This is a genomic window from Spirosoma arboris (assembly GCF_009754945.1).
GTDB classification, from domain to species: domain Bacteria; phylum Bacteroidota; class Bacteroidia; order Cytophagales; family Spirosomataceae; genus Spirosoma; species Spirosoma arboris.
Genome location: NZ_WPIN01000005.1, coordinates 307,554 through 328,290 on the forward strand (window position 1 = coordinate 307,554; position 20,737 = coordinate 328,290).

18 protein-coding genes are annotated in these 20,737 nt (G+C 46.0%); 7 read left to right on the top strand and 11 right to left on the bottom strand.

Annotated elements, in window-relative coordinates; all coding sequences use genetic code 11:
• Positions 1-148 precede the first annotated feature (148 nt).
• The 4 genes from GO755_RS15355 to GO755_RS15370 all read left to right on the top strand — a co-directional run bounded on the left by GO755_RS15355 (position 149) and on the right by GO755_RS15370 (position 5,062).
• Positions 149-1,891, top strand: coding sequence for a serine hydrolase (locus GO755_RS15355; RefSeq protein WP_157586062.1), 1,743 nt, complete (start codon positions 149-151; stop codon positions 1,889-1,891).
• A gap of 177 nt (positions 1,892-2,068) precedes the next feature.
• The gene (locus GO755_RS15360; RefSeq protein WP_157586063.1) at positions 2,069-3,244 is read left to right on the top strand and encodes an MFS transporter; all 1,176 of its coding nucleotides are present in this window, start codon (positions 2,069-2,071) and stop codon (positions 3,242-3,244) included.
• A 93-nt stretch (positions 3,245-3,337) separates the two neighbouring features.
• Positions 3,338-4,303, top strand: coding sequence for an SPFH domain-containing protein (locus GO755_RS15365; protein WP_157586064.1), 966 nt, complete (start codon positions 3,338-3,340; stop codon positions 4,301-4,303).
• A gap of 30 nt (positions 4,304-4,333) precedes the next feature.
• On the top strand, positions 4,334-5,062 hold the full coding sequence (locus GO755_RS15370) for a universal stress protein (RefSeq protein ID WP_157586065.1): 729 nt from the start codon (positions 4,334-4,336) through the stop codon (positions 5,060-5,062).
• 116 nt (positions 5,063-5,178) lie between these two features.
• Here GO755_RS15370 and GO755_RS15375 read toward each other — a convergent pair whose 3' ends face one another.
• From GO755_RS15375 to GO755_RS15395, 5 genes are read right to left on the bottom strand one after another with little or no spacing between them, the layout of a single operon-like run.
• The gene (locus GO755_RS15375; protein ID WP_157586066.1) at positions 5,179-5,676 is read right to left on the bottom strand and encodes an OsmC family protein; all 498 of its coding nucleotides are present in this window, start codon (positions 5,674-5,676) and stop codon (positions 5,179-5,181) included.
• Between the two features lie 33 nt (positions 5,677-5,709).
• Positions 5,710-6,342, bottom strand: coding sequence for an FMN-binding negative transcriptional regulator (locus GO755_RS15380; RefSeq protein WP_157586067.1), 633 nt, complete (start codon positions 6,340-6,342; stop codon positions 5,710-5,712).
• 35 nt (positions 6,343-6,377) lie between these two features.
• The gene (locus tag GO755_RS15385) at positions 6,378-7,010 is read right to left on the bottom strand and encodes a LysE family translocator (protein WP_157586068.1); all 633 of its coding nucleotides are present in this window, start codon (positions 7,008-7,010) and stop codon (positions 6,378-6,380) included.
• An 11-nt stretch (positions 7,011-7,021) separates the two neighbouring features.
• Complete coding sequence (locus tag GO755_RS15390; RefSeq protein WP_157586069.1) at positions 7,022-7,537, bottom strand: GNAT family N-acetyltransferase; 516 nt, start codon at positions 7,535-7,537, stop codon at positions 7,022-7,024.
• The gene (locus GO755_RS15395) at positions 7,534-8,157 is read right to left on the bottom strand and encodes a pyridoxamine 5'-phosphate oxidase family protein (RefSeq protein WP_157586070.1); all 624 of its coding nucleotides are present in this window, start codon (positions 8,155-8,157) and stop codon (positions 7,534-7,536) included. Before GO755_RS15395 ends, GO755_RS15390 begins: the two co-directional genes overlap by 4 nt.
• 117 nt (positions 8,158-8,274) lie before the next feature.
• On the opposite strand from GO755_RS15395, the gene GO755_RS15400 reads away from it, so the two are divergent.
• Positions 8,275-9,765 carry an aminotransferase-like domain-containing protein gene (locus GO755_RS15400; RefSeq protein WP_157586071.1) on the top strand — a complete coding sequence of 497 codons (1,491 nt, stop codon included), beginning with the start codon at positions 8,275-8,277 and terminating at the stop codon, positions 9,763-9,765.
• 132 nt (positions 9,766-9,897) lie between these two features.
• Here GO755_RS15400 and GO755_RS15405 read toward each other — a convergent pair whose 3' ends face one another.
• The 5 genes from GO755_RS15405 to GO755_RS15425 form a co-directional block, all read right to left on the bottom strand.
• Entirely contained in the window at positions 9,898-11,634 is a 1,737-nt protein-coding gene (locus GO755_RS15405; protein WP_157586072.1) for a RagB/SusD family nutrient uptake outer membrane protein, read from the bottom strand.
• A gap of 87 nt (positions 11,635-11,721) precedes the next feature.
• Positions 11,722-15,012 carry a SusC/RagA family TonB-linked outer membrane protein gene (locus GO755_RS15410; protein WP_157586073.1) on the bottom strand — a complete coding sequence of 1,097 codons (3,291 nt, stop codon included), beginning with the start codon at positions 15,010-15,012 and terminating at the stop codon, positions 11,722-11,724.
• 540 nt (positions 15,013-15,552) lie between these two features.
• On the bottom strand, positions 15,553-15,798 hold the full coding sequence (locus GO755_RS15415) for a hypothetical protein (RefSeq protein WP_157586074.1): 246 nt from the start codon (positions 15,796-15,798) through the stop codon (positions 15,553-15,555).
• A 239-nt stretch (positions 15,799-16,037) separates the two neighbouring features.
• Positions 16,038-16,808, bottom strand: a complete 771-nt coding sequence (locus tag GO755_RS15420; RefSeq protein WP_157586075.1) for a LytR/AlgR family response regulator transcription factor — start codon at positions 16,806-16,808, stop codon at positions 16,038-16,040.
• A 5-nt stretch (positions 16,809-16,813) separates the two neighbouring features.
• Positions 16,814-17,923, bottom strand: coding sequence for a sensor histidine kinase (locus tag GO755_RS15425; RefSeq protein WP_157586076.1), 1,110 nt, complete (start codon positions 17,921-17,923; stop codon positions 16,814-16,816).
• Positions 17,924-18,255: 332 nt separating this feature from the next.
• Here GO755_RS15425 and GO755_RS15430 point away from each other — a divergent pair, with 332 nt between their 5' ends.
• Both GO755_RS15430 and trxA read left to right on the top strand, forming a co-directional pair.
• Positions 18,256-19,770: a PKD domain-containing protein gene (locus tag GO755_RS15430; protein ID WP_157586077.1), complete on the top strand. Its 1,515-nt coding sequence runs from the start codon at positions 18,256-18,258 to the stop codon at positions 19,768-19,770.
• Positions 19,771-19,866: 96 nt separating this feature from the next.
• Complete coding sequence (gene trxA, locus GO755_RS15435; RefSeq protein WP_157586374.1) at positions 19,867-20,211, top strand: thioredoxin; 345 nt, start codon at positions 19,867-19,869, stop codon at positions 20,209-20,211.
• Between the two features lie 126 nt (positions 20,212-20,337).
• Here the strand turns inward: trxA and GO755_RS15440 are convergent, their stop codons facing one another.
• Positions 20,338-20,634 (bottom strand): YtxH domain-containing protein, encoded by a 297-nt coding sequence (locus GO755_RS15440; protein ID WP_157586078.1) that lies wholly within the window; start codon positions 20,632-20,634, stop codon positions 20,338-20,340.
• Positions 20,635-20,737: the final 103 nt, after the last annotated feature.

Below are 20,737 nucleotides of genomic sequence, written 5' to 3' on the forward strand. Positions count from 1 at the left end.
TTGCTTATCCAAAGCCGTCTTATGTTAACTCAGATAAGGCGGCTTTTTTTGTTCATTGACCATTTATCCTGACCTTCTGCCGACTAATAAATTTGTCCGCTATCAGAAGAATGAAAAAGCAATCTTGGAGAACCATCATGTATTCCCTATGAAAAAGACACTGCTACACAAGCACCTAGGTCTGGCTATCATTGTCATTCTGCTAACTACGTCTTCTGCTTTCGCCCAGACAAAAGCTACTAAAATTGACGCTCTCGTTCAGCAATATGTTGCTAACCGGCAGTTTAATGGTAGTGTATTGGTGGCCGAACATGGTCAGGTAATTTTCAAAAAAGGATATGGTATGGCCAATATGGAGTGGAATATTCCAAATGCGCCCGATACCAAATTCAGACTGGGTTCCATCACCAAACAGTTTACGGCCATGCTCATTATGCAGCTGGTCGAGAAAGGGAAGCTCAAACTGGATGGAAAAGTAACTGATTATTTGCCGGATTACCCAAAAGCCAACGGCGACAAAATCACCATACATCACCTGCTCACGCACACATCGGGGATTCCCAATTACACCAATTTTCCGAAGTTTTTTGAAATGGAAAGTCGGAATCCAGCTACACCCAGTGAGTTCTTAAAAAAATTCGCCGATATGCCACTTGACTTTGAACCCGGTTCAAAATTTTCATACAGTAACTCCGGCTATTTCCTGCTGGGTGTCCTCATCGAAAAAGTCTCAGGAAAATCGTATGCTAACCTTTTGAAAGAGAATATCCTCACTCCTTTGCAACTCACGGATACAGGCTACGATTTGTTTGCGCCAATCCTCCCTAAACGGGCAACCGGCTACGAAAAACAGGGCAGTAACTACGTGAATTCCCCTTATCTGGATATGACAATTCCATACGCTGCCGGGTCTTTATACTCCACCGTAGAGGATTTGTACCGCTGGGATCAGGCTTTATATACGGATAAGCTACTGTCAGCCAGCGCAAAAGCAACGATGTTTACGCCGTTTCTGGATGGTTATGCGTACGGATGGGGAGTGCGAAAAACAAAGATTGGCGACTTAAAAGACAGTTTGTTGGTAATTGAGCACACAGGCGGCATCAACGGTTTTAATACAATCATCAGTCGAATTCCTAAAGACAAACAACTGGTTGTTTTGCTTAACAATACGGGCGGTGCCCCGCTTGGCGCTATTCGCAAAAACATTCTCAATATCCTTTACAATCAGCCTATTGAGCCCCCCAAAAAGCCGATTACAGACTTGTTACGGCAGTCGATCTTGTCGGAGCCGCTGGCCAAATCGCGGGAGAAATTCAATGCTTGGAAAACTGATAAAGCCTATAACGTAAATGAAGATGATGTCAATAGCTTGGGCTATGAACTCATGGGTAATGGAAAGCTACCTGAGTCAATCAACGTGTTTACGCTTAACGTCGAAGCTTATCCAAAATCATACAACGTGTATGATAGCCGGGGAGAAGCCTACATGACCGCTGGGAACAAGGCGGCTGCTATTCAGGATTACAAAAAATCGGTAGAGCTCAACCCACGTAATACGAATGGTTTCGATAAGCTGAAAGAATTGGGCGAAACAGTTGAAGCGCCAAAAGAAGTAGCCATTACTGTAGATGCTACTACGTTAGAATCGTATGTAGGCAAGTATGAGCTAGCTCCCTCCTTTGCTATCGCGATCACGCGTGATGGCGATAAACTCTTCGGACAGGCAACAGGGCAACCCAAATTTGAACTATTCGCCGAATCGAAAACAAAGTTTTATCTCAAAGTCGTGGATGCGCAGGTAACATTTGAGAGCAACGACAAAGGCGAAGTTCAACAATTAATCCTACATCAGAACGGGCAGAATATGCCGGGCAAACGAGTGCGGTAGCGGTTAATTTTCCTCTCAATTGCATTGACTAACTAATAAATTAGACCTTTCTTAGAGTAGGGAACAATTTTGCACTTTTTCTATTTTCCTAACAAAATAGGCTTCATATCGTGAGGTTTATTGTGAGTTTTCCAAGTTGGAGTAACTCACGAGCTGTCAGAAAATAGTACGCTGCAAATGAAAAAAAGTCTGTTACCCCTCGCTATTGGAGGCTTCGGTATTGGCATGACGGAATTCGTCATGATGGGCATTCTACCCGATATTGCAAACTCCCTAAACATCTCGATTCCATCGGCTGGCCATCTGATTTCGGCCTATGCACTTGGCGTCGTGTTGGGTGCTCCCCTATTGGTGGGCATTGCCGGAAATTATCCACCTAAGAAAATTCTGCTGGGCCTGATGGCCTTGTTCACCTTTTGTAATGTGCTTTCGTCTTTTGCGCCTAATTATGAGATCATGATGATAACCCGCCTGTTGTCGGGTTTGCCGCATGGTGCTTTTTTTGGTGTGGGAGCTGTGGTTGCCAGCCGGTTAGCAGGTAAGGGCAAAGAAGCGCAGGCCATTTCGATGATGTTTGCGGGGCTTACTGTAGCCAATATCATTGGGGTTCCTCTAGGCACTTACATTGGTCACACCATGAGCTGGCGGATAACGTTCGTGATTATTGCGTCTGTTGGCCTGATCACAATGGCTTGTATCCAAAAGCTGCTGCCAGTTATGCCGGTTGCAAGTGAGTCTAATCTTCGCAAAGACCTCAAACTATTTACCCACGTAGAACCCTGGCTTATTTTGGGTATTACAGCCATTGGCACCGGTGGGCTATTTGCCTGGTTCAGTTATATAGCGCCATTATTGACCGAAGTCGCTCATTTTGGTAGCGACCAGATTACCTGGATTCTGGTACTGGCTGGTTTAGGCATGGCAGCGGGCAACCTCATTGCCGGGCGTACCGCCGACAGTATTTCACCCATTAAAGCGACCGCTTTATTTCTATTGCTGATGAGCATTTGTCTCTTTGTGGTTTATTATGTCGCACCATTCCAGATACCACTATTGGGAATGACATTTATTACGGGTGCCATTGCCTTCTCGTTGGGCGCTCCAATCCAGATTTTAATGATTCGGGCAGCTAATGGTTCCGAAATGCTGGCGTCATCGGTTAGTCAGGCAGGATTTAATATTGGAAATGCGCTGGGTGCTTACTTAGGTGGATTACCCATTGCTGCCGGCTTAGGCTATACGTCTCCTCAATTGGTGGGCGCCATGCTGGCGTTTACTGGTTTTATCATGGCGATGATGATGTACTTCCGGCAGAAGGAAGCCGAAAACTTCGAACTATCGCACGGACACTAAGCAACGACCGATTAAACAAAATTAGTCTTAGACTATCAACGGATTCCGTACATTGAGACGGAATCCGTTTTTGTTTTTTTAACCTTTCTATTCATGAGCTTTCTGGGTATACTTCTGGTACTGGCGATTATTGTCGTCTATCTTTCCGTCGTCATTGTGCAACAGGGCACAGTCGCAGTTATTACCGTTTTTGGTAAATATTCCCGTGTGATGACACCGGGTTTGAATTTTAAAATTCCGTTTATTGAATTTATTTACCGACGCATTTCGATCCAGAACCGCTCTGCCGAATTGGCGTTTCAGGCCATCACTGCAGATCAGGCTAATGTGAACTTTAAGGCGATGCTGGTTTATTCAGTCCTGAATCAGGGTGAAGAAGTCATTAAAAACGTAGCATTCAAATTCATTGACGAAGCCTCATTTATGCAGGCACTCATCCGAACCATCGAAGGCTCTATCCGTAGTTTTGTGGCTACCAAACGCCAGTCCGAAATTCTGGCGTTGCGCTCCGAAATCATCGAACACGTTAAATCGCAACTCGATGTTCTACTCGAAAGCTGGGGGTATCACCTTACCGATTTACAACTGAACGATATCGCATTCGATGAAGTCATTATGCGTTCGATGGCGCAGGTAGTAGCCTCCTCAAACCTGAAAGCAGCTGCCGAAAACGAAGGTCAAGCGCTGCTGATTACTAAAACTAAAGCCGCTCAGGCCGAGGGGAATGCGATTCAGATTTCGGCCGAAGCGGAGAAAACAGCCTCTCAATTACGTGGTCAGGGTGTGGCTCTGTTCCGGGAAGAAGTTGCCAAAGGTATGGCTGAATCGGCAAAAGTAATGAACGAGGCCAATCTGGATGCTTCCCTAATTTTGTTCTCGATCTGGACCGAAGCCATAAAGCATTTTGCCGAGAACGGGAAGGGCAATGTTATTTTCCTCGATGGCTCAACTGAAGGTATGGAGAAAACAATGAAACAGCTACTTGCCGTTGAAACGATGAACCGAGGTGGCGGCTCAGGTGGTATCATTACCCCACCATCGACACCAGCCAAGAGGTAAACATAGTTTGCGATTTACGGTTTTCAGTATATGACAGACTTACTATTCCCTACCGATTTTTCGACCAACACGACAGCTGCTCTGGATTGGGTTCGACTTTTCGCCCACAAAACGGGCGCAACCATTACATTGTTGCACGTTTTTCAACCCATGATTCCCGACTCCACGTTACCAACCATGGGCGATCCGGGATTGGGCTTTATAGCTTCGCAGGAAATTGAAGACATTAGCCGGCAACGATTGGGCCAATTAGCCGACGAACTTCGCGCTGAAGGTCTTTCTGTAGAAGTAGAATGGCGCATTGGATTTGTCGATGACGGCATCCTGGATGCAGCAAAAGAACGTTCGATCGATCTGATTGTAATGGGCCGAAGTGATCTGAGCACCTTCTTCGACCGATTGGCAGGTAGTGCCGTTACTGATGTAGCCGATGAGGCCCGGTGCCCGGTTCTCATTGTGCCCACTACACCCGAAGGCCACGCAGTTCGTCCGGCTCAGGTGCATACGATTGCCTATGCTATGCAACCTGAAACGACGCAGGCTCAAGTGTCTTTCCAGACAGATTCACTCGTGAAAGCCTTTGATGCACAACTGCTTATTCTGACCGAGGATCAACTGGAAGATACCCATGTCGACCTGATTGTGATGGAGTTACATCCCGCATCGGGTTTTCTGGATAGTCTATTTCATCCCAATCACGTTGCCAAACTGATTGAAAAATCGGAGGTTCCCGTGTTGGTTTACCACAAAGAAAAGTGAAAGTTGGGCGGTGTCGTGTGGTGTCGGCGGGGCCGCCTGCGCGGTACTTATAACCGACACTTTAGGTTTCTCAAAACCTATTGTTTACACCGATCGGTTTTGAGAAACCTCATAAGTCAGATTCTTAAATCTGACTTCACTGTATCTATTGCATTACAAGTTGGTTGGTGATGAACCGGGAAGTTGCAGGAGTTGGCAATAAAGCAGAGTTTATTTGCCTGATGATGCAATTCATTGGCTTTGGCAATCATCGATTCCTCGGCAACAATAATAGTTGGATACAGTGTAACTTCAGTAAAATGCCCTCCCCCATCTGGCGTTTCGGTCATAACTCCCGTAGCGTTATCGATATACTCAATCACGACGACGCCAGCAACTGCACACAGGTGCAAATATGACAACATGTGGCAACTGGATAGAGATGCAACCAATAACTCTTCCGGGTTGTACTTTGTCTTATCACCCCGAAAAGAAGGGTCCGATGAGCCCAGAAGATCTGGCTTGTTTCCGACGGAAATAGTATGACTTCGTTCGTACGAGCGGTACGTACTTGTCCCTTCTCCTTTATTGCCAGTCCATGTTGTTGTTAGTGCGTATTGATGCTGTTTTGCCATTGCTAATCTCGTCTAAACCAAGTTCTATTCAGTTTACTTACCTACCTCTGGTCGTCGGGCGGCCATTTCATCTGCTAGTTCAGCAGCACCAGAATTGCCCGTTTGTCGTAGTTCCGAAACAATATTCTGGTAGTTTTTGTCGTCACGATTTTGGCTCAATTTAGCCACTCCCTGTATAGAATCTATGGTCATAGTAAAGGCAACAATACCGCGCATTTCTTTACGGACATAGTCTTCTGTCATGCTGTCAACCGAGACTGGACATTTCGAGTGAGCTTCGTATTTGTCAACCTGTTGGCGTAAAACTTCCAGTGCTTCATCTTCTGATAAAATGCTTGTTCGACCCGTAACCTGTACCGCAAGATAGTTCCAGGTAGGCACATTCACATGATCGTACCAGGAGGAAGAAATATAACTATGAGCGCCAGAGAAGACGGCCAGAGCTGGTGTATCGCTACTTAATAGCTTCCATTGTGGATTCGCTTTCGACAAGTGACCCACTAGTCGAAATTGGCCATTTGCATCGGGTTGGAGTTCGATGGGTATGTGTGTGGCAACGGGAACCCCATCATTGCCCGTTGTGACTAGCAACCCAAACGAATTGTCTCGAATGAACTGATACAAGGTCTCACGGTCCGTTTCCTGAAAAGTTTTAGGGATATACATAGCTATCGTTGTTAATGCAATTAAGTGAATATGGGTTACTTTCCTTTATCAATGGCCATCCGCACAGCCAACCCAGTCAGGATACTCGCCATAATCCATTTTTGCGCTCGTATGTAGGCCGGGCGGGCCTGAAACCAGCGCGCCATACGTGCCGCCGATAATATAATCATAAAATTAACTGTAGCACTAACCAGCAGTTGTGTAAGCCCCAATTCAATATTTTGTGTTAGCAACGAGCCATATTCTGGCCGGGTAAACTGTGGAAAGAAGGACAGATAAAAGACGGCTACTTTGGGGTTCAATACATTAGTAAGAAAGCCCATTTGAAACAATTTTCGGTTTGAGTCGTGAGCTAGTTTCCGTGTCTCGAAAGGAGAACTCCCACCCGGTTTGATGGCTTCCCAGGCCAGATAGAGCAAATAGCCAATACCAAACCAACGCAGGATTTCATACGCCATCGGAATAGCCATAAATATGGCTGTCAGTCCAAAGGATACCAGAAAGATATGTACTAAAAAGCCTGTCAACACACCCACTAGTGAGAGAAACCCGGCACGCCGTCCCTGCGTAATGGATCGGGAAATAATATAAATCATGTTCGGCCCAGGGCTAAGCACCAAACCCAGCGCAGCCAGCGCAAACAGTAGTAAATCGTTGATAGGGAGCATGGTGTTATAGGTTAGATTGGAGCACTTTGGTTGTTCATAAACAAGACCATCAGCTCTTCATCATAATACATATCTCCATCTTTAATAGCATTTTTCTCGAACGAAAATGAGCGGAAACCTAACTTCTCGTATTGCCGCTTTGCCCGGCTATTGTTCGCCAAAACCTGTAGGGTAATCTGTTCTAGATCAGTGACTAAGCGTACCCGTCGAATGGTTTCCACTAACAGAATACGTCCTAAACCCTGACCACTGTATTTATCGGCTACATACATCCCAAAAAGTAAGCCTTTGTGTCTGAATTTCTCATGGTACTGACCTTCACGCTGAAAACTCACCACACCTGCCAGTTCGTTGGCAATGTTGAGTATGCCGAGCGTAAAACTATCTGGCGTGCCATTTGTCGGAAAAGGTTTATTGAGTTGGTCGGCGGGGGTACTTCGAAAACAATCCTGGTGTTTTCTTATGCCCTCTACCAAAAACTGTCGGTAGCCAAAATTTTCCGTGGCGGTTAATTCAATCAGTTTCATGACAGATAATCGGGCAAAGGTATTTCTAAGCTAGTCCCTGCCGGAATGGGTGTTTGGCGTACCGTTTTCAGCGGAATCACGCCTGACCACGTGGGCAGGTTTTCATCTTCAGGATCATCGTTAGGACCACCAGTACGCACTTTGGCTGAGGCTTCGGCCAGTGAAAAACGGAGCACAGTTGTTTTCCTCATTTCACTATCGGTAGTCGGTCGAAGGTCATCCCAGCGATTAGGGATAAGATGGTCCGTAATCAAAGCCAGCGCATTCATTCGTTCCGTTTCGTTCGTCACTTTCTCCGCATTGGCAAATATCACCACCGACCGATAGTTGACCGAATGGTGAAATGCCGATTTAGCTAATACCAGTCCATCGGCCAGCATGACCGTGATACAAACCGGCGCACCATGCTCAATAGCGCGAATAAAGTGGCTCCCCACCGAACCATGAATATAAAGTTTATCGCCTTGTCGGGCAAAGGCAGTAGGAATGGCCATAGGTTGGCCATCTACGGCAAAGCTGACAGTGCAGAATAAAGCTTCGTCCAGAATAGGGTGGATCGTAGCCTCATCGTAATGAGCGCGTTTGGCCAATCGGCTGGGAGTTGTGCGGGCGGTTTGCATATCGTAGAGACGCCACCCCTGGCGTCCATTTATGTGTTCTAGTAATTTCTAAGACAAATGTCGTTCTTTGCCGGACTAGTAGAATCGTCCAATTTGAAGAAAATAGATAGTCCAGTTATGCTACCATTCAAATCGCTGATTCAGGTCGACAAAGCATTGACCACTCCTGTTTTTCTGCAACTGAGCGATCAACTAAGCCAGCTTATTCGTAAAGGCACATTACTACCGGGTTATCGCTTGCCGGGTTCACGTCAACTAGCGGAGCTGCTTTCCTTAAATCGTCAAACGATCGTAGCGGCTTATGATGAAGGATTGGCGCAGGGCTGGCTTGAAAGCCGTTCTGGTAGTGGCACCTATGTAGCAACTCACCTTGCGGAGGTTAACCCACAGGCGTTGGTTGTAAATGATAGAGATGCCACACCTTTAAGTTCTGACATCCCTACTAAACAACCTGGCTATGCTTTTGAATCAATCAGTTTTCTGATGCGGCCTGTACTCACCAATCAGGCAGGATTACGACTGGATGATGGATTTCCGGATACTAGGTTGGCGCCTATGGATGAGCTGAGCCGGGCATATCGCTCGTATTTTAGTTGGGGAAATCCGCAGAAACACTTTGGATACGGTGATACAAAAGGACATTTGTTATTACGGGAACAGCTCTCAATTCATCTGAATGAAACCCGTGGTCTGCGCACAACACCCGACAATGTCCTGATTACGCGCGGTAGTATTATGGGCTTACACCTCACCTGTCAGGTGTTATTACGTCCGGGTGATGTAGTTGTAACAGGCGAAACGACCTGGGCAGGAGCCACGATGAATATACTAAAAACAGGCGCGTCGGTGCTGACGGTTTCTGTCGATCAACACGGTATGGACATTGATACGTTAGAGACTCTTTGCCAAAAACAACCAATTCGAATGGTCTTTGTAACGCCCCATCATCACTATCCCACGACAGTAACCCTTCGCGCTGATCGGCGAGCTCGGCTATTACAACTTGCTGAACAGTATGGCTTTGTGGTCATGGAAGATGATTATGATTACGATTTTCACTACCTCAGCCGACCAATTCTCCCGCTGGCTAGTGCCGACCAGCATGGTATGGTTGTTTATGTAGGCTCACTAACGAAATCGGTTGCCCCAGCTTTTCGAATTGGGTACGTAGTGGCTCCAACAGCCTTGATTGACGAGCTCGCGCGGCTTCGACGCATCATCGACCGACAAGGCGATCCAATGCTTGAGTTTGCTATTGGACAGCTACTTAAAACTGGCGATTTGAAACGTCATTTCCGTAAAGCCCTACGCACCTACCACGCCCGACGTGACCATTTCTGTGAGTTATTGACAACAGAACTATCGGACATTATTCAGTTTACCAAACCCGATGGCGGAATGGCTGTCTGGGCAACATTCGATCCTACTATAGATATGGAATTAATGGCCCAACAGGCCGCTCGCGCGGGATTGTCCTTATCGAATGGAATAGCCCATAATCCACCGAGTCAGCGACTCAATGGAACGCGGTTGGGTTTTGCTTCAAGTACTGAAGTAGAATTGGAGCAGAGTGTAGCTGTATTAAAGAAGATCTTAAAAGATTGCTGATACACGGCCGTGATATCCACCTATACTATCTATCCAACCAATAAGGCCTAAAGGCCAGATAGTATAATTCAAAAAGCCCGTCCTAAATGATAGGATGGGCTTTTTGAATTATACTCTAGTTAAGCAATCCGATTAATAACCAGGGTTTTGAGCCAAAACGCTCTTGCCCTGAGAGTCAATCTGCTGCTGAGGAATCGGTTGGTATTCATCCTTACCGGCAGTAAACTTAGCGCCTGTGTAACCTACAGGTAGCAATTTGCTTTCGTAAGCGATGAACGCATTCAACACCGTCGAGGCCGTGCCCCAACGAACCAGATCATAGAACCGGTGACCTTCACCCGATAACTCCAACTTCCGCTCAAACTGAACAGCTGTCCGAGCCGAAGCTTTGTCCGCAAATGCGGTGTACAGACCAATCTGGTAGTTAGCCGCATTGGCGCCAGCCGCCGTCTTCACATAAGCTGTCCCTTTAGCCCGACTACGAATCATGTTCACATAACTCAACGCCGTGGCTAAACTACCCACCTCCACTTCACACTCAGCGGCCATTAGCAACACATCCGCATACCGAATGATGTTGTAGTTGATGGCTGAATACCCATCCGTCCACGAGCTTCCATCGGTCAACGATTTGTCCTGCGATTTGTAGAACACAAACTTGATGGGCGAATAAGGACCGGCAAAGGTCTGGTCACGAATCCAGTCCAGACCTGGGTGCACCTGCCAATCCAGGTAAGGAATACCCCGACGACCCACTGACCAATCCAAACGAGGATCTACAGGACCAGCGTCCGGCGTAAAAGGAGCACTCGACGCAATACCTTCATCGGTTTTCAACTGATTAGCGCCCACATTGTATGAGCCATCTAGCAAAGGCAATCCATTGGCATCCACCCGGAACGAGTTAGCTAACTCGAAGCTAGGGGCGAAGAATCCGCAGCAACCCGCCGGACCGTTCGAACCCGTGTTGTAGGGGAAGTTCAGTACCAGATCCGGGTTGGCATTATCAGAGCTACCCGTGTTGGCTGCTGCCTGAATGGCGAAGACCGACTCCGAGCTGTTGTCCTTGGCGGCATTGAAGTTATCCTGGAAGTTGGTCACTAGCGCATACTTCTTGCCATCAGAGGTAACCCCACTGGCGATAACCTGATCGAAGAGGGCTTTAGCTTCGGTATACTTCTTCTCGTAGAGATACGTCTTGGCCAAATAGGCGGTAGCTCCCCATTTGTTGGCCCGCCCTACGGCACCCTGAGCAACCGGTAGATTATCGACAGCATATTTGAAATCAGCCTCAATGTTTGGCCAGATGTCAGCGCTATTGGGTACAGCTTCGATGCCCGTGCCGTAATCTTTGGTTTCGTCCACGTAAGGCACCATGTTGAAATTACGCTTCAACTCGAAGTAGTAGTGAGCACGCAGGAAGCGAGCCTCTCCCGAGATGCGGGCTTTGTCAGCAGCCGTAACATCGGAACCTGCTGTAGCCAGTGAGCGCAGGGTCGAGTTACACCGGGCAATACCTTCATACATGGCTTGCCATTTCGCATTTGCTTCCCCGCTGGTAGCCAGAATCTGGTAGGTCTGATAAGGGGTCAAGGCGTTAAAGTCCCCGGAGTTGGAGCCTTTGTTGGCTTCTCCACCGGAGATACTTCCCCGTACCCAGTTGAAGGAACTGGCAGATTGGGAAAATCCACGGGCGTTGAGCTGGGCATAAGCCCCAATCAGGAGTCCGTCGAGTCCGGCTTTGGAGGTTAACTGAGCTCCTGATAACTGGCCGGTGGCCGGTACATCAAGGAATTTGTCCTGACAAGCGAAGGTCACCATGACCAGCATTGCGGTGGCCAGACTTCCCTTGGTTATATATTTTTTCATCGTGCGATTTGTAAGATGAGTTTGTGTTTATACAACAGGTTGTTGAATTCAATTACACTCCACAACCTGTCGTTAGTATCGAATAAATTAGAAACCAAAGCTTAAGCCTACGTTGTAGCCCCGTTGTACAGGGTAGTTACCAATGTCGATCCCGAAGTTCTGGTCAGCCGAGCCTCCTACACCTGGATCTAAGCCCGAGTATTTGGTGATGGTGAACAGGTTAGTCGCGGATACCGATAACCGCAAGCGACTCAGGTTCACTTTATTCAGAACCACCGCTGGGAAAGTGTAACCTAAGTTCAGATACTGCATCCGAGCGTATGAGCCGTTCTCTACGTAGTACGAGTTCGCTTGGGTGTTGGTACTGAAGTTAGATGCACTTTCGAAAATGGGAACGGTCGTATTCGTGTGAGTGGGCAACCAAGAGTCTTTCACTCGACCGCTGACAGCCGCACCTGTGAAGGATGGGTAGAAATCGGTGAACCAACGCTGGTTGTTGAAAATCTTGTTGCCCAGCGATGCATACAGGTTGGTGTTCAAATCGAACCCTTTGTACTTCAGTGTCAGGGTGATACTACCCGTGAATTTCGGAATTGGGTTACCCAGGAACTGACGGTCATCATCATTGATCTTGCCATCGCCATTGGTGTCAGCATAGCGGAAACGACCTGGAGCTGCTCCATCCTGCGTTGGCGCAGCGGCCACTTCTTCCTTACTGTTGAACAGACCGATTACTTTGTAACCGTAGAAGGAAGATAGCGCATAGCCAGGCTGGTTGCGAACCACGTTGGTGCTCAAACGAGTACCACCCGCTGTGAAGTAAGGAACTGATGGGTCAATCGCGGTGATTTTGTTGCTTAAGAAACTGGCAATACCCGTTACTTCATAAGTCAGATCGCCCGAGATAGTTCCCCGGTTGGTCACCAAAATGTCGATCCCTTTGTTGCTCATACTCGCTACGTTCTTGTAGGGAGCACTCGAACGAACACCGACTACGCCGGGCAACGTCAACGGATACAACAGGTCTTTGGTGTCTTTCTGCCACAAATCGAGTACGACTTCTAACTTGTTATTGAAAAACGATCCATCAATACCGATGTTGGAGGTGATACTGGATTCCCATTTAGCCGCTGGGTTCCCAATCTGACTCCGGTAGAAACCAGAGGCAATCGAGCCGTTGGTACCAGCAATGTCATACCCCTGACCAGCTCCACCGCCATAAAGGTTATATTGGTTGGTGGCACTCAGGTAGTTGGAGTTCCCCATGATCCCATAGCCACCCCGTACTTTCAAATCCGACACCCAGGGCAGATTCTTCATGAACTCTTCGGACGACAAGCGCCAGGCAGCTGACACGGCTGGGAACACCCCGTAGCGGTTGCTAGCAGCAAACTGCGAGGAACCATCGCGCCGGATAACGCCGGTCAGGATGTACTTATCGTTGTAGGTATAGCGAGCCTGAGCAAACAAGGAATAGAATTTATTCCCGAGATAATAGTTACTGCCTACCTGACGAGTAGCACCTGGCGTGGTCGTGTTGATCGTTACATAGTTAGGGTCAGTTGAGAATGGATTCTGACCCGAACCACTGATGTTACGACCTAAACCATTGTTCAAAGCTTCGATACCACCTAAGGCAAACACATCATGACGACCGAATTTCTGCTTGAAGGTAGCCGTGTTGGTAAAGGTCCAGGCTAAGCCATAACCAGAACCTTCACTGTAGGTATAAGTCGTGTTGTTCTCCGAGTTTTCGTACTGGACCCGACCGTAGCTGTTATAGTAATTGGTAAAATAAGTACCTCCAATGCTACTACGCAGAGTTAAAGATGGGATGACATCGTACTCTAAATACGCATTACCAAAGCCGTAGATGTTGAAGTTACCGTTGTTGGCGTTAGCCGTCCGGTCAGCAACTGCATTGTGAGGGTTGTTAAAGCCAGGAGCCGCTGTACCCGCATACCCACCGAAGGAGTTATAAATCGGGATAATTGGAGGTGTACGGAAAGCCGTCAAGACCTCATTTTCATCCGAAGAAGAACTCGAGTTGTTATTGGTTGCGTTACCAAGCTGGTTCCCTACGCCACCCAAAACACCCTTATTAGAGATGTAAGCCAGTTGGAAATTCTCACCAAACCGAAGTTTCTTGGTGATATCAAACTCGGTGTTAGCACGAAGAGTATAACGTGAGAAATCGTTGAAGATAACAATACCCGCTTGTTTCTGCATCGCCAGACTAACGTAAAAACGGCTGGATTCGGTACCACCCGAGAAACCGAGTGAGTGCCGCATCATAGGAGCTACCCGAGTAATGGCGCCGTACCAGTCGGTACCTGCCTTGTTCGCGGGAATGACGTTGTAGATCGCACCGTTCGCGGGGTTCACATTGTACTTGGCCGCTTCTGCCGTTAAATCGACCTGCGAAGCTGCCAAACCTGACCGGCTACCAACTAGCAGATAATCAGGCAGAACTGGGGTTAAACCTGAGCCATATTGGCCACCGGCAATACCCGCAAAGCTCGTCGCATCAGGGGTTGTGCCTGCCTGATAAAGGTCGTTTTTACGCGCCTGCCAGGTCCAATCAGCCTGCTCCTGTGGATTCAGAATAGGCAGGCTTTTGCCTGGATCGGTAGCCCCAAACAGACCATCGTAGCTAACACTTAATTTCTGAGCCCGACGCTGTCCTTTCTTGGTGGTCAACACGATCACCCCCGAAGCAGCCCGCGCTCCATAAATCGAAGCCGAGGCCGCATCTTTCAGTACGGTGGTGCTTTCAATGTCATCCGGAGAAATGTACTGGATGTTCTGGGTTGGCACCCCATCAACCACATACAACGGCTGGTTACCCCCGAAGGAACCAAAGCCCCGAACCCGAACCTGACTAGAGGTACCAGGTTGTCCGTTGGTGATAACGGTTACCCCGGCTACGCGACCCTGTAATTGCTGTTCCACGTTAGCCGAAGGAACCACTTTTAACTGGGCCGGTTTGACGGTCGAAACCGCTCCGGTTACATCCCGGCGATTTTCGGTGGAGTACCCCGTTACGACCACTTCACTCAAAGCAGTCGCGTCATCCTCGAGCGTCACATTGACGTTAGTTTGATTACCTACGGCAACCTCCTGAGTTTTAGTACCAATAGCCGAAATTACTAGCACTGGATTAGTGCCTCGTACCGTAATTTTAAAGTTACCACTGGCATCACTTGATGTACCGGTTTGTGTACCTTTCAGTACAATGTTGGCACCTGGAACCGGTCCATCATTACCGGTAATTTTTCCCGTCACCTGACGGTCTTGGGCGGACGCTTTTAAGCTTCCCAGCAGTAGAACTGCACCCAAAAAAGCGGTCTGCAGAAACCTGTAGAACGTTGCTTTCATGAAGATTAGGTTGGTTTTAAAAATGAGTAAACACCTCAATATTATGGGACAGAAATTATATTTCAAAAAGATCTATAAATAGTACTAATGATAATTCTCTAAAAATAAAAACAGTTATAAAAAAAGTTAAAAATTAATATACTATATTCACTGATTATCAATATATTATACCTTAAATTATGTTAATTAAATTATCTTTTTTTAAATAAATTAAATTTTAATTAACGAAAATACTTTTGTCCTATTTTTTAATAAAAAAAGACCGTAAAAATCAATTTTTCCCAAAATGGAATTAATTGATTTTTACGGTCTTTTTTTATTAAAAAATAAAGTTTCTTAGCTAAAATTAAGTGTTAATACTCAAGTAAATTACTCAGGATCTACTAAAAAAGAAGTACGTTTGACTTTTAATAATCCCGGCACTAAAAAAGAAAACTACTATATCTTCCCAGTTGGAATTTTGATAGTAAAAACGAGCAAAATCTGACCGTTCTTAGAGCCTTGGGATAACGTGAGAAGTTGCAGAAAAGACGGCTGAATCTAATTCGTTTCCTTATTTCCAGGAAAGCAACGCTGACAATAAACGGGTTCTACTCCTAGTCCCTGGCTGATTCCCTGAGCAGCTTCAAGAGCAAGCTCAAAACTTGAATAGCCTCCCCGCCAACGGCCCGTTAAGTAGCCAAGTTTTTTGGACTGCATACCTTTACCGTTATTACAAAAGCGGCAGTTTCCTACATGTAGCGTTACTTTCGGATTGCGGAAATACGCATAGAAATAATAATTCATAACCCTATAGTCATTTGAGTATATCGTTGAGAGATACTGATGACAGATAGAACAATAGCCTATCAACCGTCATACACGTTTATCCATTCTTCAGAAAACCAAATGGAAAGCGTCACTAAGTTTGCCAGTCGATTATCGAAGACGAAAAAAAAAATGACTGATGACAGGTTTAATGGGTTGAATTAGGGGTTTTGGCAGTTGAAACCAATAGGCAATGAGAAAGAAGTGGTACTTACGGCTTACCGTCCTAGCCAGTCTTTAAATTCAGTAACTCGTTCAACACTGACAAAGACTTCCTGTCGCGCCACGGGTTGAAGTTCGACTTTAAGCTTACTACCCGAATACGTATGAACAGACTGAATGGCAGAAATTGCCACTAGAAATGAGCGATTAACCCGAAAAAATTGCCCAGGGTCAAGCAATTGTCCCAACTTATCCAGACTATAATCAATTGATATCGGCGATCCACCTTGGGGCATCAAATAAGTCGCTTTGTTCTCAAAAAAGAAGTAAGCTATAGCATCGGTTTGAATACTCCGTAGTTTGGGGCCAACACTAATCATAAATCGGTCGCGATAGGCAGGTGGGCTCCATCGCTTTATCAATTGGTCCATAACATGTTCCTCTGGAATCGATTCAGCAGGTGCCTGACGTACCAATTTGAATTTATTTAAGGCTGCTGTCAGCTCATCGATTTCAATAGGCTTAAGCAGGTAGTCAATGCTATTTGCTTTAAACGCCTGCAACGCATGATTATCATGAGCAGTCGTAAAAATGATTGGAATGGTCAGATTGAGTTGCTCAATAAGGCTGAATCCCAAATCGTCTTCCAGAAAAATATCCAGAAAAATCAGGTCTGGCTGAATTGGTGGTGAGGATTTGAACCAATTGACCGACTTGGCCACAGATGGCAGATGAGCCAACACCTGAATAGCAGGATCATACTCACCCAGCAAAGTAGTGAGCCGATGAGCCGTCAATGATTCATCTTCAATTATTAATACGTTCATAACGTCTAGAGCAGTGGAATTTTAACCATAAACATGCCATTCTGATCGCCAAACCAAACAGGGCGCGAAGTAAGTAATCGATAACGATCTGTAATATTTTTTAAACCCAAGCCTGTTGAAACCTCTTTCTGGGGTCGAAGGCGTATGAGGTTGGTGATCAATAAATAATCACCTTCCGTTTTAATAATTACCTGTAAGGGTTCTTCGCTTGACATCTGATTGTGTTTTACCACATTCTCAATCAGTAACTGTAAAGTCAATGGGGCAATACTGTACTTAGTAGCTGTTCCCGAAGATACATCCGTGGTAATTTTCAACTTTTCGCCAAAGCGAATATGAAGCAGAAACGTATAGGCATTCGTAAAGGTTAGCTCATCATGAAGTTTGATATAATTCGTTTCACGCTGTTCTAATATATAGCGAAATGCCTTGGCGAGCTGCCCAACAAATTGAATGGAGAGTTTAGGATTAGGCTCAATTAAAGAAGAAAGAATACTAAGGCTATTGAACAGAAAATGAGGATTAACCTGATTTTTAAGGGCCATAAACTGAGCTTGGGTAGCTTCCTGTTTAAGTTGCTCTGCCTTGACCCGTATGTCCTCCAATCGTTTGTAACCTCTGCGATTAGCAGCCAAATAGAAAGCTGACAACATGGCCATGATCGTTAGCCCATTGTCATATTTTCGACGCTGATTACGCTCCTCAGCATTAAGATACGGGGCCGTAATACGGGCTGGTTGTGAAAAATGGAAACGTTCTACCCCCGCCATTGTTACCCACATCCGGTGAAAGGCCATATTAAATAAGGCAGCTAATGCACCAGCCACTACTAAAGTAGCCAGCTGAGCGGGTAAGTCAAACTCAATAAGAAATTCCCTATTCATCTTACTAAAGAATCGCTGCTGAATCCAATCCGTAACCGTCAGCCAGAGTCCGAAGAAGAGAATTGTGACAATAATTTCCATGATCCATAAAGGCCATACTCGTTGTACCAGTTCAATCGAGAAATGATTGATATGCACATACAGTCGAATTGGCCAATAGATAGCGAAAATAGTTGCAGCGAGCTGCCATTTTTGCCGATATGTCAGTTGGCTCTCTGTCTTTTTCTCCATGTTTGAAGAAGCTAAACCAGTATAGTATCCCTTTTTCGAATAAATAAGTAGCACCGAGACGATCTAACGTCTTACTTCTGAGGCCCTAGCGTTCGCCAAACTTACTCATCCTATCTGGCAAATGTTTCTTCTAGTACAGCAAGGAACGAATTTTTAATGTCGCTATAACTGCCAGACCAGCTACAGCGCCAATCAATTGGTTGTGACCCTGTGACAGTTCACCCAGGGCTTTTTCCGTTTCAAGAGATTTGTACCGGGGCCCGGTAAAGACGACTCCTACTTTTGGACTGTTAAACCAAAACATTCCGCTACAACGGACTTCCTCTTTTTATATGAAAGCTATCACATTATCGTATCCGAACCCGCACATTGAACAAATCCATATCCTGAGAAAGGGACTCTTTCTATTCTTTGTTCTACTAGCTCTGCTCCTAACGGGTTGCAAAAAAGAAACCGATGTAAATCCGGCGGGAACATTAACAGCCAATGCTGGAACTGATCAACAGGTGCAGGTTGGTCAGGTTGTTTCGCTGGATGGTGGGTCCTCGCAGGATAGCAAGGGCAAACCTTTTACAATGCAATGGACTATTGTTCGCAAACCAGCCAAAAGTACGGTAACGCTAACTGGTACTACAACTGCCAAACCAACGTTTACGCCCGATGAAGTAGGCGAGTATGAGCTGCAATTGACTATTTCCAATGAAAATGGCAAGAGTACCGATAATGTGGTTATAGTCGTTTCAGCAGCGCAGCCTGTCACCATCAGTCAAAGTATAACGGTCAAAACTGTTCTGACCGACCGGATCATCAACCCAGATCTGCCCGACTATATTGTAACGAAAGCCGTTGATATTCAGGCCGAGCTAACGATCAATCCGGGCGTAGTGATTGCCTTTGAACGGGATACGCGAATGAACATCAATGACAACGGTGGTCTGATCATCGCTAAAGGCGAAGCAAATCGCAAGATTCGCTTCATAGGTGTTGAAAAAACGAAAGGATTTTGGGCTGGTCTAACGCTTTATTCCGGCAGCAACGCCAACGTATTTGAGTACGTGGAAGTGCTGCATGCTGGTAGTCGTACGCTCTATTCTACGATAAAAGCGGGTATGTATATTGCCGGAACGAAAGCCCAGATTGCCATTAAAAACAGCTTATTTGCCGAAAACAGCGGCTACGGTTTATATGTGCAGGATGGCGGCATTATTCGTGAGTTTGCGCAGAATACGTTTTCAAACAACACCGAATCAGGCATGATGCTTAGCGCCGACAATGTACCTGTATTAGATGTGGCCTCTGTTTTTACAGGTGGAAACGGACGCAATGTCGTGGAGGTTATGGGCTCTACGATTAAGGGTACCAGTGAAGTAGAGTGGACTCCGTTTACAGATAAAACCCCTTATCGCATCAATGGAGAATTGACTGTAACTACAGGCTGGTGGTTAAATCCAGGAGTTACGCTCGAAATGGCTCGTGATGCTGTGATTCGAATTAATACGGATGGTTATCTCAGCGCGAGAGGAACAGCTACGAATAAAATTACGATTACCGGAGCCGAGCGTACGGCCGCTTTCTGGAAAGGCATTATCTGTTATTCGGCCAGCGCACAGAATATCCTCGACAATGCTGACATCAGTAATGCTGGTAGTTCAGTAATTGTATCAGCTAAAAAGACCAACGTCGCTATTTATGGAACTGGTGCAAAAATGGCCATCAAAAATACACGCATCAGCGGCAGCGGTGGTTATGGTCTGTTTGTCAGCTATGGTTCATCCGTCAATACCGATGTCATGACCGCCAATACATTCGAATCGAATGCACAAACAAATGTGCTGATCGAAAAATAAAGCACACAGCTAAGGTCTGGCAGAATTCGGAACTAATCGGTATGAAAACGGTTTATGTCCATGAAACAAGTTCAACTTAATAAACTCATTTCAATCATGGCAGCAGGATCGAATGCCGTAGAAGCAACCGACGCTAATTTCAGCGAACTTATAAATTCTGACAAACCTGTTTTAGTCGATTTCTGGGCAGAATGGTGTGGCCCCTGTCGTATGGTCGGCCCAATCGTTGAGCAACTTGCCGGCGAATATGAAGGCAAAGCCGTTATCGCTAAAATGGATGTTGACCAAAACTCACAAACACCCGCTAAATTTGGTATCCGCAGCATCCCTACGCTGATGGTATTCAAAAATGGCCAACTGGTCGATAAAGTAATTGGCGCTACATCTAAAGGTGTATTGGAACAAAAGCTGGTAGCCGCTATGGAACCCGCTACGATCTAATCAATCGATTAGGTTTTCAATAAAAATCATGAGTCATTCCAATTGCAGGAGTGCTTATGAAATCCAAAACCCTCTGAATATTGTAGTATTAGCTACAATATTCAGAGGGTTTTCTTATAGATATACTTACCCTTGAGCAGCCGGATCTGGTGCATCAGGCTTCTTACCCAGTACATCGTGAATAGCCGCTTCAGCATCCGGGAAATTCGTTTTCAGCATTTCGGCGAGCTGAGTTTTCAATTTTTCGAAATACTCAGGGGCATTATCAATAGCGCCTTCGGCCTCTGTTTTAAGTTGCATCCCTTTTTCTTTCAGGTCAGACACCATCTTCTGACCATCCTCTGTCTGGGCATATTTATGGAGAGCCACCCCAGCAGCTGCACCAAGAATAAATGTGGCTAAATGTTTCGCGTTGACAGGCATAGCTTTTATTATCAGTTGGTTAAATTACTAGTCTAACTTACCTAATAGTTTTTGCAAAGCATAAACCAATGTGAGCAATTGCGGATATGGGCTGTTCAACGGT

What these genes read in the sequence shown, in the direction of transcription:
- GO755_RS15355 (WP_157586062.1), top strand. Translation starts at nt 149, where the DNA reads ATGAAAAAGACACTGCTACACAAGCACCTAGGTCTGGCTATCATTGTC.
- GO755_RS15360 (WP_157586063.1), top strand. Translation starts at nt 2,069, where the DNA reads ATGAAAAAAAGTCTGTTACCCCTCGCTATTGGAGGCTTCGGTATTGGC.
- GO755_RS15365 (WP_157586064.1), top strand. Translation starts at nt 3,338, where the DNA reads ATGAGCTTTCTGGGTATACTTCTGGTACTGGCGATTATTGTCGTCTAT.
- GO755_RS15370 (WP_157586065.1), top strand. Translation starts at nt 4,334, where the DNA reads ATGACAGACTTACTATTCCCTACCGATTTTTCGACCAACACGACAGCT.
- GO755_RS15375 (WP_157586066.1), bottom strand. Translation starts at nt 5,676, where the DNA reads ATGGCAAAACAGCATCAATACGCACTAACAACAACATGGACTGGCAAT.
- GO755_RS15380 (WP_157586067.1), bottom strand. Translation starts at nt 6,342, where the DNA reads ATGTATATCCCTAAAACTTTTCAGGAAACGGACCGTGAGACCTTGTAT.
- GO755_RS15385 (WP_157586068.1), bottom strand. Translation starts at nt 7,010, where the DNA reads ATGCTCCCTATCAACGATTTACTACTGTTTGCGCTGGCTGCGCTGGGT.
- GO755_RS15390 (WP_157586069.1), bottom strand. Translation starts at nt 7,537, where the DNA reads ATGAAACTGATTGAATTAACCGCCACGGAAAATTTTGGCTACCGACAG.
- GO755_RS15395 (WP_157586070.1), bottom strand. Translation starts at nt 8,157, where the DNA reads ATGCAAACCGCCCGCACAACTCCCAGCCGATTGGCCAAACGCGCTCAT.
- GO755_RS15400 (WP_157586071.1), top strand. Translation starts at nt 8,275, where the DNA reads ATGCTACCATTCAAATCGCTGATTCAGGTCGACAAAGCATTGACCACT.
- GO755_RS15405 (WP_157586072.1), bottom strand. Translation starts at nt 11,634, where the DNA reads ATGAAAAAATATATAACCAAGGGAAGTCTGGCCACCGCAATGCTGGTC.
- GO755_RS15410 (WP_157586073.1), bottom strand. Translation starts at nt 15,012, where the DNA reads ATGAAAGCAACGTTCTACAGGTTTCTGCAGACCGCTTTTTTGGGTGCA.
- GO755_RS15415 (WP_157586074.1), bottom strand. Translation starts at nt 15,798, where the DNA reads ATGAATTATTATTTCTATGCGTATTTCCGCAATCCGAAAGTAACGCTA.
- GO755_RS15420 (WP_157586075.1), bottom strand. Translation starts at nt 16,808, where the DNA reads ATGAACGTATTAATAATTGAAGATGAATCATTGACGGCTCATCGGCTC.
- GO755_RS15425 (WP_157586076.1), bottom strand. Translation starts at nt 17,923, where the DNA reads ATGGAGAAAAAGACAGAGAGCCAACTGACATATCGGCAAAAATGGCAG.
- GO755_RS15430 (WP_157586077.1), top strand. Translation starts at nt 18,256, where the DNA reads ATGAAAGCTATCACATTATCGTATCCGAACCCGCACATTGAACAAATC.
- trxA (WP_157586374.1), top strand. Translation starts at nt 19,867, where the DNA reads ATGGCAGCAGGATCGAATGCCGTAGAAGCAACCGACGCTAATTTCAGC.
- GO755_RS15440 (WP_157586078.1), bottom strand. Translation starts at nt 20,634, where the DNA reads ATGCCTGTCAACGCGAAACATTTAGCCACATTTATTCTTGGTGCAGCT.